At 53.6% G+C, this 13,011-nt stretch carries 14 protein-coding genes and 2 pseudogenes; 12 read left to right on the top strand and 4 right to left on the bottom strand.

The genetic code is table 11. The features are described from left to right. Positions 1 to 108 precede the first annotated feature (108 nt). On the bottom strand, positions 109 to 2,706 hold the full coding sequence (gene acnB, locus SGP1_RS04270) for a bifunctional aconitate hydratase 2/2-methylisocitrate dehydratase (RefSeq protein ID WP_011410450.1): 2,598 nt from the start codon (positions 2,704 to 2,706) through the stop codon (positions 109 to 111). 487 nt (positions 2,707 to 3,193) lie between these two features. On the opposite strand from acnB, the gene SGP1_RS04265 reads away from it, so the two are divergent. The 4 genes from SGP1_RS04265 (at position 3,194) to SGP1_RS04250 (ending at position 5,340) form a co-directional block, all read left to right on the top strand. Then, entirely contained in the window at positions 3,194 to 3,808 is a 615-nt protein-coding gene (locus SGP1_RS04265; protein ID WP_011410449.1) for a chitinase, read from the top strand. 95 nt (positions 3,809 to 3,903) lie between these two features. After that, positions 3,904 to 4,383, top strand: coding sequence for a hypothetical protein (locus SGP1_RS04260; RefSeq protein WP_041866626.1), 480 nt, complete (start codon positions 3,904 to 3,906; stop codon positions 4,381 to 4,383). A gap of 167 nt (positions 4,384 to 4,550) precedes the next feature. Beyond that, positions 4,551 to 4,952, top strand: coding sequence for a hypothetical protein (locus SGP1_RS04255; RefSeq protein ID WP_148203363.1), 402 nt, complete (start codon positions 4,551 to 4,553; stop codon positions 4,950 to 4,952). A gap of 205 nt (positions 4,953 to 5,157) precedes the next feature. Continuing rightward, positions 5,158 to 5,340 (top strand): hypothetical protein, encoded by a 183-nt coding sequence (locus SGP1_RS04250; RefSeq protein WP_041866624.1) that lies wholly within the window; start codon positions 5,158 to 5,160, stop codon positions 5,338 to 5,340. A gap of 238 nt (positions 5,341 to 5,578) precedes the next feature. Here SGP1_RS04250 and SGP1_RS25420 read toward each other — a convergent pair. Together SGP1_RS25420 and SGP1_RS04240 are read right to left on the bottom strand one after the other, a co-directional pair. Then, positions 5,579 to 6,179: pseudogene (locus SGP1_RS25420) on the bottom strand (tyrosine-type recombinase/integrase). 66 nt (positions 6,180 to 6,245) lie between these two features. After that, positions 6,246 to 6,665: a helix-turn-helix domain-containing protein gene (locus SGP1_RS04240; RefSeq protein WP_341532842.1), complete on the bottom strand. Its 420-nt coding sequence runs from the start codon at positions 6,663 to 6,665 to the stop codon at positions 6,246 to 6,248. A gap of 54 nt (positions 6,666 to 6,719) precedes the next feature. On the opposite strand from SGP1_RS04240, the gene SGP1_RS04235 reads away from it, so the two are divergent. Then, complete coding sequence (locus SGP1_RS04235; RefSeq protein WP_041866623.1) at positions 6,720 to 7,148, top strand: Cox family DNA-binding protein; 429 nt, start codon at positions 6,720 to 6,722, stop codon at positions 7,146 to 7,148. A gap of 109 nt (positions 7,149 to 7,257) precedes the next feature. After that, positions 7,258 to 7,704 (top strand): hypothetical protein, encoded by a 447-nt coding sequence (locus SGP1_RS26565; RefSeq protein ID WP_011410446.1) that lies wholly within the window; start codon positions 7,258 to 7,260, stop codon positions 7,702 to 7,704. Positions 7,705 to 7,886: 182 nt separating this feature from the next. Here SGP1_RS26565 and SGP1_RS04225 read toward each other — a convergent pair whose 3' ends face one another. Next, a complete protein-coding gene (locus SGP1_RS04225) occupies positions 7,887 to 8,135 on the bottom strand; it encodes a hypothetical protein (RefSeq protein WP_148203362.1) in 249 nt (82 codons plus the stop codon). 285 nt (positions 8,136 to 8,420) lie between these two features. Between SGP1_RS04225 and SGP1_RS29075 the strand changes: the two genes are divergently transcribed. From SGP1_RS29075 to SGP1_RS04185, 6 genes and pseudogenes are all read left to right on the top strand, one after another. Further along, complete coding sequence (locus SGP1_RS29075) at positions 8,421 to 8,612, top strand: hypothetical protein (RefSeq protein WP_148203361.1); 192 nt, start codon at positions 8,421 to 8,423, stop codon at positions 8,610 to 8,612. A 317-nt stretch (positions 8,613 to 8,929) separates the two neighbouring features. After that, positions 8,930 to 9,142: a hypothetical protein gene (locus SGP1_RS04215; RefSeq protein ID WP_041866620.1), complete on the top strand. Its 213-nt coding sequence runs from the start codon at positions 8,930 to 8,932 to the stop codon at positions 9,140 to 9,142. 374 nt (positions 9,143 to 9,516) lie between these two features. Beyond that, the gene (locus SGP1_RS04205; RefSeq protein WP_050747399.1) at positions 9,517 to 9,930 is read left to right on the top strand and encodes a 3'-5' exonuclease; all 414 of its coding nucleotides are present in this window, start codon (positions 9,517 to 9,519) and stop codon (positions 9,928 to 9,930) included. Positions 9,931 to 9,940: 10 nt separating this feature from the next. Next, positions 9,941 to 10,627, top strand: coding sequence for a Dam family site-specific DNA-(adenine-N6)-methyltransferase (locus SGP1_RS26560; RefSeq protein ID WP_011410445.1), 687 nt, complete (start codon positions 9,941 to 9,943; stop codon positions 10,625 to 10,627). Further along, on the top strand, positions 10,552 to 12,018 hold the full coding sequence (locus tag SGP1_RS31310; protein WP_173340356.1) for a replication endonuclease: 1,467 nt from the start codon (positions 10,552 to 10,554) through the stop codon (positions 12,016 to 12,018). Before SGP1_RS26560 ends, SGP1_RS31310 begins: the two co-directional genes overlap by 76 nt. A gap of 98 nt (positions 12,019 to 12,116) precedes the next feature. Further along, positions 12,117 to 12,445 (top strand): annotated as a pseudogene (locus tag SGP1_RS04185) (DUF4406 domain-containing protein). Positions 12,446 to 13,011 lie beyond the last annotated feature (566 nt).

Here is a 13,011-nt window from a genome sequence, read left to right as displayed (position 1 = left end):
AGCACATCGCGTGCCACGTCCATCCTCAAAAAAATGCCAGTCAGCAACGACGGGCGGTGGAGGAGTAGCCGAAGCGGTCGGCAGAGAACGCCGCCGACCAGAGACGCGTCAGACCACGGTTTGAAAAATGACCTGATCGGCTTTATCGGTATATTCACTGAGGCGGTCGAAATTCAGGTAACGGTAGGTATCCACCGCCGTCTGATCCACCATCGCCATCGCCTGCAGATACTCCTCTACCGTCGGCAAGCGGCCCAGCAGCGAGGTGACCGCCGCCAGCTCTGCGGAAGCCAGATATACGTCGGCGCCGTTGCCCAGACGGTTGGGGAAGTTACGGGTCGAGGTAGACACCACCGTGGCACCATCCGTTACCCTCGCCTGGTTACCCATGCACAGCGAGCAGCCCGGGATTTCCATGCGAGCACCGCTCTTGCTAAATACGCTATAGTAACCTTCCTCGGTGAGCTGAGCGGCGTCCATTTTGGTCGGCGGCGCAACCCACAGGCGGGTCGGCAGCTGGCCCTTGTGGCTGTCCAGCAATTTGCCCGCAGCACGGAAGTGGCCGATATTCGTCATGCAGGAGCCGATGAAGACCTCATCGATTTTGCTGCCGGCGACATCCGACAGCAGACGGGCATCATCCGGATCGTTCGGAGCGCATAAAATAGGCTCGTTGATCTCGGCCAGATTGATATCGATGACCGCGGCGTATTCGGCATCCGCATCCGCCGCCAGAAGCGAGGGATTGGCCAGCCAGCTTTCCATGTCTTTAACACGCCGTTCCAGCGTGCGACGATCGCCATAACCTTCCGAAATCATCCATTTCAGCAGCACGATATTGGAATTCAGATATTCGGTAATCGGCGCCTGGTCAAGCTTGATGGTACAACCAGCGGCAGAGCGCTCCGCCGAGGCGTCGGCCAATTCAAACGCCTGTTCCACTTTCAGCTCCGGCAGCCCTTCGATCTCCAGGATGCGGCCGGAGAAAATGTTCTTCTTGCCCTTTTTCTCGACCGTTAGCAGCCCCTGCTTGATGGCGTAATACGGAATCGCATGCACTAAATCGCGCAGGGTGATGCCCGGCTGCATGGTGCCTTTGAAACGCACCAGCAGCGATTCGGGCATGTCCAGCGGCATCACGCCGGTCGCGGCGGCGAAGGCGACCAGACCGGATCCTGCCGGGAACGAGATGCCGATCGGGAAGCGAGTGTGGGAGTCCCCACCGGTGCCAACGGTATCAGGCAGCAGCATACGGTTTAGCCAAGAGTGGATGATCCCGTCGCCCGGGCGCAGAGAGACGCCGCCGCGATTCATGATGAAGTCCGGCAGGGTATGATGGGTCTGCACGTCAACCGGCTTCGGATAGGCAGCAGTATGGCAGAACGACTGCATAACCAGATCAGCGGAAAAGCCCAGGCACGCCAGATCTTTCAATTCATCGCGGGTCATGGGGCCAGTGGTGTCCTGTGAACCCACCGAGGTCATTTTCGGCTCGCAATATTGTCCCGGACGCACGCCCGGTACACCGCAGGCGCGGCCGACCATTTTCTGCGCCAGAGTGTAGCCTTTGTCGCTGGCGGCAACATCCCGCGCGTGGCGGAAGATGGTGCTGGAGGAAAGTCCCAGTGATTCGCGCGCGCGCGCGGTCAGACCACGACCGATAATGAGCGGAATACGGCCGCCGGCGCGTACTTCGTCCACCAGCACGTCCGTTTTCAGGGCAAAATTGGCCAGCAGCGCGCCGGTATCATGATGACGTATTTCACCCGCAAAGGGATAGATATCGATGACGTCGCCCATATTCAAATCGGAAACATCGACTTCGATCGGCAGAGCGCCGGCATCTTCCATGGTGTTGAAGAAAATCGGCGCGATTTTGCTGCCCAGCACTATCCCACCGCCGCGTTTGTTAGGCACAAAGGGAATATCATCCCCCATGAACCACAGCACCGAGTTGGTGGCGGATTTACGCGAGGAACCGGTCCCCACCACATCGCCAACGTAGGCCAACGGGAAACCCTTGCCGTTCAGCGCTTCGATCTGCTGAATGGGGCCCACGTTGCCGGGCTGATCGGGGATAATGCCGTCACGGGCGTTCTTCAGCATCGCCAGGGCATGCAGTGGAATATCCGGCCGCGACCAGGCGTCGGGCGCCGGCGACAGGTCATCGGTATTGGTTTCGCCGGTGACCTTGAACACGGTCACGGTCATTTTTTCCGCCAGTGGCGGTCGTGATAAGAACCATTCCGCTTCGGCCCAGGACGTCATGACCTCTTGGGCATGCGCATTGCCGGCCCGGGCTTTTTCTTCCACGTCGTAGAAATTGTCGAACATCAGCAGCATGGACTTCAGCGCGCGCGCGGCGAGCGGCGCCAACGCGTCATTATCCAGCGCGTCCACCAGCGGCGAAATGTTGTAGCCGCCTTGCATGGTGCCCAGCAATTCAATGGCCTTTTCCGCCATCACCAGAGGAGAATGCGCCTCGCCCTTGGCAACGGCCGCGAGGAAACCCGCTTTAACGTAAGCCGCTTCGTCCACACCTGGCGGGACACGATTGGTCAGCAGGTCCAGCAGATAGGCTTCTTCACCCGCCGGCGGGGTTTTCAACAGTTCAACCAGCGCCGCCATTTGTACAGCATCGAGAGGCTTAGGGACAATGCCCTGTGCAGCACGCTCGGCAACGTGCTTACGATAATCTTCTAGCACGACGTTCTCCTCGCTTTCATTGTCATAGTAGTGCCTGGCTTTCCATTCCTCACCAGCGATATATTTATTAGAAAAGGTTTGTTGTTATCCGGCTGGGCAAGCGCCAGTTTATCAGTATTTAACCGCCTTGTTAATTTGTTTACATAAAAGCAACATGATATTTAGCTGAAACGATAATGCTTTAGCGACTCATGACGAGGCAGGCAGCCGCACGGCGTGAACCGCGAGCCGCCTGACGGATCACTTTGACACGAAAGCATGCCGATGCATAGCGTCAGCACCCGCCCGGTATCTACGTTATCGTCAGCACAATACAGCCAGGGCGGATAAGCGCTCGGCCGCCGTTGCTGCGCACCCGCTCTAACCGGCCGCCCTCTGCTCTCTGCCGCTGCGCTTTCGTTCAAGAGTTAATGCCTTACGTCCTCTTTTTTTTCATCAATACTCCTCTGGCGCGCGCAATTATTAATTCCAATAGTAAGGAGACTGAATGAACACCCCTTTGACTTTTACGCCCTATGTGGATGTTTCGGTTAACGCAGAGTGGGATGTGGGAGAGGCATTTCCCACTGGTCGTCCCAACCCTTTGTATGCCGAACTCACGGCCGCCTTGAAAACCGATGGCCTGACACTGTCCTTCATAACACTTGGTCAAGATAATGCTCCCTGCTGGGCCAGGCAGAGCACGACCCCTCTGGCATGGGCCAAACCGCTTGCCGACGCCCTGACCGAAACCGGGTTGGGTTTCAATCTGTCCTTCGGCAGCGCTAATGCTCGGGATATTTCCAGCACCCTATTCGAAGATGAGTTGCTGGAAGCCTATCACCAGGCGATTACTCTATATCAGCCGCGAGGTTTGGATTTTGACCTTGAGAACAACCAATTCGATATGGGGAAAATCAGCGCGGCGCTTGCCCGTCTACAGCCGGAATTCCCGGACGTGAAGCTGACGCTGCCAACCGGACTGGCGCCCGCGCAATTTGCCCTGGTTGAGCAACTGGCCACTGCAAACGTGGATTTTATCATCAAACGGCATGGCGATGGATTTCTTCCAGCCCGGCGTTGCCGGCGAAATGGGACAGGCGGCGAAAGACGCGGCCGTTAATATCGCCGCCCAGCTAGAGACGCTTTATCCCGATATCTCCGAGAAAGCGCGCTTCACGAAAATCGGCGTGACGCCCATGATAGGCCGCAATGACGATGGCACCATATTTACTTCTGGACAATGCCTTCAACGTCGGCGCCTTTGCCGCTCAGCATGGATTGTCTTCGCTCTCGTTCTGGTCGCTGAACCGCGATAATCCCTCCAATCTCGATTATGTGGACAGCGAGAGCAGCAACAACCCTGAACAGCGCGTGACTGGAGAATATACCCGCAGCTTCCTGGCGGGCGCGTTGAATGTGTTATTGCCTACGCTGCCAGATGTCTTACAAGTGGTTGATACTCATATGAAAACACAGCCGGTCGATATTACTTCTTCGCCGCATTGGCGGGCGAAAGAGATTGAAGCCTCTGTCGCCAGCGCATTGCCCCCCTCCACACCCGCCGTGGAGGAACCGGCGCCGGCACGGCTCAGGGGGACGTTATTTCGGCCTGGCAAAGCACGCTCCCCCTCATCCCCTTTACATGCACCGTCTTATCATCACCAACCACCTATTCTTACCTTTTTAATCACCTAACGGAGAACCGCCCTGTTTTGGGGTCTGCAACCACCTGTGCGAAGCCACACCGATCGAATTGCAAAAAGCGCCCAGTCAATCGCAGGTGGTTAGCATTAGGTGGTTGCCCTTTACGACGGAGGCATCATGATATGAATATCATCTCTTCTCGCCCTCTCGGTACTCTTTTGAATAGAGGTTTTGCGCTCAACAGCAGGCGCATCGCGCGCATTATCCACGCCCGAATGCTGGAAGACGCCAGCCATATGGAGCTAGTCGATCGACTGTTTGACAAATTTCTGCGTCAAGGGGGCAAACGCACCGCTATCGCCCGGCTGTACCGGCAAATTAGCCAGCCCGGCGCCGGCGAGCCGCGGGATCTCTCCCCGGTAACGATGGTTGCCCGCTTTATGCAGTTACGCGCCTTTGCCGACGGCGAGTACCGCGGCGTTTTTCAGCTAGCGCTCCTCTACGACCGCTGGAACAGGCATTGTGGTCTTATCTGCTACAAATCGGTGATCATCGGATCTATCAATCGCCGCCTCTGGATTACCGTCTGGAACATCAGTTTGCTGAAGTTTGCACGATGAAAGTCTGCCAGTCGCTGGGCGATGCACTGGCAGAAATACGTGAACAGCTGACGCCGGAACGGTACATCTAATCGCAAATCGAAAGCATGGCCGACGCGCCGGCGATGCGACAAAAACTTCATGCCGTACTTGACGATCCCGCCACGGCCGCGCGACCTGCTGCGCATTACCGATAGCGCCTGTTTTCTGGCACATTTGCCATGATGTGCTGGCGCTTGCCAATCGCTGCGCCACCCACGATGAGTTTCGCGGCAGCCGGTTGAAAACGGCGCTTCGGGAAACTGACTATAGCGATTTGCGGACGCTTTGCCTCGCGGACTACATGACCCGAGAGGATGCGCTGCTGAAATATATGGCCAGGCCTCATCTGCTGCAATTGAGGGACTAAATCGGCGACGCGATTTATCGCCCGGAGGTGAGACAACTGTTAACCCGTTTTACGGTGGGGGAAACAACCGCCTGTGAACTGTTTGATCTGGCGCAGCCGATAACGGCGATAGCGACGGGCAGCAAGCGCGCATAGCGCAATAAAAAAGGCGCCCTCCGGCGCTTTTTTCGCCCCTCGATGGATTTTAAATTTATTTATTTTTCAAAAAATTAATAATAAATCAAAGGGCGATCCAGGCTTATTTAGGCCATATCGGTGGACAGAATATGGACACTTTTGGCCAAGGGGTTATGGGCATGGCATCGCGTAAAAAGTCCGGCGCGAAGTGCGCGTAGACCATGGTTTGCATGATGTTGGCGTGCCCCATAATGCGTTGAAGCGTAATAATACTGCCTCCATTCATCATAAAGTGCGTACCAAACGTATGCCGTAAAACGTGCGTCGCCTGCCCTTTGGGAAGGTTTGGCTTCACTATGCGCAAATTTTCTCTAAAAGCGGTATACCTCACATCAAATAGCGGCCCGCTCTGGCAGGTTTTGATCAGTGCGACAACTTCATCTGCTACAGGAACTGTTCGCTTTTTGCCGTTCTTTGTTTCAACAAACGTAACCCGATTACCCACAATATGCTCCGCCTTCAGATTGGCGGCCTCACCCCAGCGGGCACCGATCTGCGGGTTTATCTACCCACGCTTTGGAGTGGTAGTTAACAAGAACATGCAAATCGTAAGCCTGTGCTTCCGATTTGCTTGCAAACATCTTGCGGATGCGTTTCCCTTCTGCACCCTGCGGTCTAACATCAACCTGATAACGTCCGTCTTTGAGCTTCTTAATCGACATGATGAAGCCCTCCGACATCACTGAGCGACTGACTTTCTGCCCAGTCTAAAAATGCGTTGTGAAGTGTCAGCCAGTTTTGCGGACATAGCAGGACGATCTCACATCCGAACCCACGACCGTTTTTTCGGTTGGCTTGCCGACTTCCATACCATCGGATCCATCATGAGAGAGAGCAGGCTCAATTTGGCCGGCTTCTGGTGCTGTTTTATTAATTGTCAACCACATTGAATATTTTTCAAACATTTCAACTTGAAGAATCTTTTCCATGATTTCAGCCATGGCTGGTTTATGCCCAGATTCGTAGTTTCTCACGGTGCTAAGAGCTAGCTGTGTCATTTCGGAAAATTGCTTTTGAGTTAGTTTTTCAGCTTTTCGGATCGCGCAGAGCTTTCGAGAATAATCTATTGACAAGATACTTATGAGGGGATCAACCTCTAGCAAAAGATCCCCCTTGCGGGGATTTAATAGAAAAGCAAACGCCGCCATCTCTAGACAGGTCTGGACAGATAGCGACAAATGCACCCGTTAGGAGGATACCAGATGGAGCCTACGCTTTCAGCTGAGGCATTAATCAGAACTATCACCGAGCAGATCGCAGATCACGACGAACAGGACGACGAAGAGATGGACATCTCCTCCGAAACTGACGAAGACGAGGAAGAATCTCAGCTAGATCAATCTGTTGGAAAAGCACACAAAAAGAAGAAAGAAGTTACCTACGATGGCCCGATCTCCGCTTTGGTGACTGTGGCGCTTTTTGCTCTTTATGTGGGGTATACGGCTGCTGCGGTTCGCAAAATGTGCCAGCGTGGCATGTTGCCAGCGCATCAAATGAAACAACCTGATAAACCGAACGGTAAAGGTACCTGGTACATCAATCGGGCGCGTTGGGACAAACTGGCGGAAATACTTCCCGATCTGGAGCCGCCAGCCAGAATGGCACTCCTGGGAAGATTACTGGATGTATGACCGTGGGACAAAGAAGTTAAAACTCAAAGATGACTCTCAAAGCAACGGTGCAGAAAAGCCGCGCATCGTCGCAGTAAGCTCGAAATCATGATGCAGGAAGCGGCCGCCAATGAGTGATTTAACTCTCATTGCCCGCTGCCTGATGGTTATTGGCGCTATTGGTTTCATGCTCTATGTGTTCTTCAACAGACTAATAGACATCATTCAGCAAAAACGTGCCGACGACATGCGCAAAGCCTATCAGGCCCGCAAGGCAGCGTTGAACGCCAAGCTCGCCAACGTTTGTAGGAGAAAGCCAATGCAACCGGCCTACGCCACATTGATAAATGAACTTGTGCAGGAATACCACACCAAGCGGGCAAACCTCCGCGCGGCGACAGCCACGCCGCCCGAGTTGCAGCAACAGCTAGACGACGATTACGCCTACCGGCTGAGTATTGGTCTGGAGGATGCCTTAGAAGATGCCTATTCCGCCGGAGACATCGACAGCGCCAGGCAAATAGACCGCGTTATTCGGCGGTTTTACACCGGTCAAGGGGTAGTCTATGCAGCGTGATAGCCTGAGTACTGCGCAAGATCCTTTCGAGGCGAACTCAGGACCGGGCCATGTTGTTACCTGCACAAAGTTTACGCGAGGTGGCGGCGTTATTAGCTGTGAATACCGAGCGGAAGACAATGACAGCAACACTATTGACGCGAGTCATTATGCTGCGGGGATCATTAAAAGTCTGGGGTGCGTTAATGACGACCTTCTTTGTCAAGAAATTCATGCTCATGCTCGGCGACATAAACAGCGCCTTGAAGATCAGCGATTAGCTTTTTTATCTGAGGAATAGTCAGGGCTGTCAATATTTCATCGGCAGGCGGTAACGGATTTTTACTGGATTGATAAGAAAAGCGTAGCGCATAAGCCTGACCGATGTACCTGGAATCAGCCTCAAAGATAACGAATGACTTAGCAAAGTTGAATTTATCTTCAATGCTCATGTTTATTATCTCCTTTTTGTGGGTGGTGATCATGCCCGTGTTCCGCTCAGAACATGACGGACATGGTGAGATTACCACAGAACCATGCGCCGGGCATGGCTAAAACCCGGCCATATTTTATTAACGCGAGGGTTAACATAAATGAGCGAAAAAAGTCGAAACAACGAGGCTGGCAGAATCCATGTCACTGAATTCCATCGTAGATATTTCAAAGATGGTCGTTATGTGGGAGCGCTTAAAACCAGTGGTTTTGGTTCTGCACCAGAAACACGTGAGGAATAAATCATGATATTGCAAGATTTATGGTGGATGGATTATTTGGTACCGGTACTCCTGTTACTTATTGCGCTGCCACTCTCCCTCTATGCAGTCATTATCGATATCAGGGAAAGCAGGCAGCGCAAAGATGACCAGATACGCGCCAAAGCCCACCGAAAACATGCGGCAAGGCATGTCAAAAAAGTTTATCGGGGATAAAAAGGAGTCGGTCATGAATCATTTTTATGCCGACTATATGAATGAAGCATTACGACATTATTATGTTGACTGCGCGAATAAACCGGAAAAGAGGCTGGTCTATTTTCGTATTCATGGCACATGAAATACGCGAAATTTATCAGATCGCCTTTTTCATCGGGGATAGTGGAAGTGTAGAGGCATTAAAGCCCGCACTTAAATCCCTGGCATTAGGCGATGTCCCCGGGCCGATATTGCCGAAGGAGGTGCAGCGTTATGTTATGCTGTCCTGTTCAAGCAGCTGCTAAAAATACCTGTCACCATTAAGGATTTTTATTATGAATACCGACGATATGGCCCGTATTCTCTATCATGTATTGCCCGCCATGCAAAATGATTTTTCTATTCGGGCACAGGATGATTACACCTATTTTTATGTTGATCCACAACAGTCTTACGCACAGGCATTTATTGCCGGAATAGAAAAGGATTTGAGGCGGCGCATAAAGTGGTTAATGGAGAATCACACTGATGGCTTAGTGCCACAATAATTTATTACCCGCCATTAAAGTGAAATAAAAAAGGCGCAGGGCGCTAGGGCTTCATACGGCCTGAATAAAGGAGAACTTACCATGACTGAAATAATCCATTCCCGTCAGGACGGCGCGCCGGGTCGCTACCGCCATCCGCCATCCGCCATCCGCCAAAATTTGGCGAATCTGAGTATCTGAATATTGGTGCGGAAGCCAGAAAAAACGAACTTGCTCATACGCTTGCGGTGATACGCACCATGCTGAAATCGAAACGCGAACGTGGGCTGGCGCCAGAAAAAATACTGGATGAACTGCTCGCCTGGATGCCCCGGCATTTATCGAAGCTTGACACGCATGAGGGGCCGAAGCCATGAACCACCTGATGATAGACATTGAAACCCTCGGCGTTCGCGGAAGTCGATACGGCGTTGTGGTGGTTACGTCAGGATGCACAAGCGCGCGCCGAACTGATTATTGAACCGCGCTCTTCTGCGCGAGATGCCCTGAATGACATCAACGCCAGCCAGATACCCGCTGGCCGCAAGCACCTGAATATCTGGTGCAAGGGAGGCAACTTTGACGTGGTGATTATAAGCGCCGCCTTTGAGCGCCATGGCCTGCCCATCCCCTGGCATTACTGGCGGGTGCGGGATATGCGCACTCTGCAATGTCTGGCACAGGCAACCGGCTGCTCGCCCGCGCGCCAGACCCTGAAGCACCACTCCCTTGAGGATGCCTGCTATCAGGCGCAGGTGGTGGCAGAAATCTGGCAGCGTCATTCCGACGCTTTTATCGAACATTGCTGAGGACATGCAGATGAAACCTATCCTGAAATGGGCGGGCGGCAAGTCTCGCCTGATGCCCCGCTTGCGCCCCTTCCTGCCGGCGGCTGACTGTCTGGTCGAACCTTTTGTCGGCGGTGCCTCGGTTTTCCTCGCTACTGACTACCCTCGCTATGTGCTGGCAGACATTAACCCGGACCTTATCAATTTCTACCAGGCGGTTGTTGATAGCCCGGAAAGCGTCATACAGGCAGCGCTGCCGCTGTTCAGGCACGCTAACACTTCTGTTGACTATTTTCGTTACCGCACCAATTTTGCCCAATGGCGAGCGACCAGGGGCATTAAACGTGCCGCCGTGTTCCTTTACCTCAATCGCCATGGCTACAACGGCCTGTGCCGCTACAACCTGCGTGGCGAATTTAACATCCCGTATGAACATTACAAAAAGCCCTATTTCCCCGCCGCAGAAATCCGCCTGTTCGCCGAAAAGGCGCGCGATACCCATATCCGGTTTGTCTGCCTGCCCTTTGAGGAAACACTGGCGCTCCATGTAGATGAGCACTACGCAGTGTATACCGACCCGTCTTATTTCCCGCCTGAAGACAGGGACGGCTTCACCGGTTATTACATCACGCCGTTGAGGAAATGCGCCTTACCGAGCTTCGCCGCGAGGACACTCTCCTGGCGAAAAAGCAGGTTGACGACCAGCTGGAAACGGTGAGTTCCAGTATTTACTGGCGCTTTGACCAGCGCGAAAAGCAAAAGGGCTTTGACAGCGCCCGCCGCTGGCTAACCGAGTCCGTGGTTAAGGTGATGTTGCCGCGCATTGCGTGTGCAAACGCCGGCTACCGCCTGAATGAAATAGCAGACGACGATTTCCGGGCGCTGTTTGGCGACCGCGCAACCCAATCCCCCCAGCATAATGGCGTGGTGGCCTTTTTACGCCTGCGCACCCAGCGTCAGCGTCTGCCCGACCTGGACAGTCATGCGCTCAAGTCCCTGGCGAACGACGCCGCCCATGTTGCCGCCACGGAAGTGGCCCGCCTGACCCACGCGCAGTGCGATAAAAGCGAATGGCGCATCGTCTATGACCACCTGGCCCACATTGTTCATCTGCTGGGCCTACAGCCGCCGCTCTGGCGCAAGCTAGAAAAATGTTTTGTTCCCTTTGATGCCCAACCGGCCATCAGACGAATGTGTGATGCGCGGTGGTGGCTGAACAGCCTGCGCCGTACCGCCAACGAGTGGCGCAAATGCATGGCGCTGGAAGATGGAGAGGGTAACCGTATCAGCCTGATGGATGGCTATGCCGCCAGCCAGGCCAATCCCGCCATCCGACACACTGAGCTGATGGTACGACTACAGGGGTATGAAGATATCGCCAATGAACAGGGCTATATTGGCGCATTTGTAACTGTTACAGCCCCCTCAAGCCATCACGCCACGCTGGAAAATGGGCGCGTTAACCGTAAATGGAACGGGGACAGCCCGGCAGACACCCAGCGCTACCTTAATGGCGTCTGGACTTGCGCCCGCGCCAAATGCCATCGCCAGAAGCGGCGCTTTTTCGGTATGCGTGTCGCCGAGCCGCATCATGACGGCGCGGTAGAAATCTATAGTTCAGGTTTTCACACCTGCGAATATCCGCTTGATGTCTTTAATTACGACGAGCCTGCAAATCATCGTTTTGCCGAGGTTGAAGTATTCGGCGATATCGCCCATGGAGCGAGAGGCAGCAAACTCGCCAGTAGCACAATTACCATCAAGAAGGCGCTGTCCCTCCACCAAATGGTTGGCCGCGCCGTCGAGTGCATAGCGAGTAAAATTGATAAGTCCGCAGAACGGACTATCGTTGAAGGCGACGGGTCCGCCGCCACCAACACCGGCCACCGGTCGACGGCAGACGTTAGCGGCATCGGATCGGTTGCCGCGTCTCTCGGCGCGCAGGGTAAGGCTAAAGCCGCTGAGGGCAGCGCAATCGTACTGTGCTACCGCAATGATGAGGGCGACATTATCCACATCCGCGCCAGCAAGATTGGCGACAACGGCGTGAAACCGGATACCTGGTATGTGCTTAATGCAAACGGCGAATTTGAAGAGGCCGGTGATTGAGCCCTGGGGAGCCATTTACGACGCCTTGCCGTGCGTTCCTTTAAACCAACATTTCCTGTTAAACCGAACGCCCATTCAATACTTATTAAGAGGTCATCATGCGAATTTACATTGCCGGTCCTATGACCGGAAAACCCGATTTCAACCGGACAACTTTTTCCCTGGCCGGCTATCCGCTCAGGGCGCTATTCCACTCAATCCCACCATGCTACCGGATGGTCTTTCCGAGGCTGACTGCATGCGCATCGGCCTGGCCATGTTGCAATGCACCGACGGAATTTACCTGCTGGACGGCTGGCAGGACAGTGCGGGTGCCTGTGCTGAAGTTGCCTTGGCTAAAAAGCTCGGATTGGCGTGCCTCTCTCAGACGGCACACGCTGCCATACCTAGGGCCGATTTTACAAGCGTCAACGAGGTTTCCGGCTAGAAGGGAATGACTTTTGAAGAGGCTTTCAAACGCTGCAGGATGCAGCATGCTGAGGTACTGAAAAGGCTTGCGGATAACTAAAATCACTCGTCGTTTCCAGTCCGCTGCCATCGTGATTTCTGGCTGCACAAAAGTGCACAATTTTTACCACCCCCGAAAACCCGTCTCGGGCCAGTACTGGCGCGGCGTCTCCCCCTCTGCATAGGTGCACAAAAAAGCCCCCTTTTTGCGCGCTGAGGGGTTTTGGCGGCAAGAAACCCTGCGTGCACTTACCGACGAAAAAGGCGAAAAAATACGCCGCCGCGGCACTGCACGGCGTTAAATTTTCATTGGCGGGAGGTTATCGTGTTTTTACATGTGCCTTGCTTGGTGGGCTGTTCAGGGGTTAACGAGAATGGCTATTTTTGTTTGAGTGAATTTTTGGTGCGGGCCAGACGTTTTAGACAAGATCAGGGTTCGATCTCTGAAATCGTCTTAACATGCTTTATTTGTCGTTTTCTGAGATTTCCCCTTATTGTTTCAACCTTCTATCAATAAACATTAAATTAATTTAATAAAAATCATAA

Origin of the sequence: Sodalis glossinidius str. 'morsitans', assembly GCF_000010085.1 — a bacterium.
Lineage (GTDB): Bacteria > Pseudomonadota > Gammaproteobacteria > Enterobacterales > Enterobacteriaceae > Sodalis > Sodalis glossinidius.
This window is presented reverse-complemented; position numbering and strand designations above follow the sequence as displayed.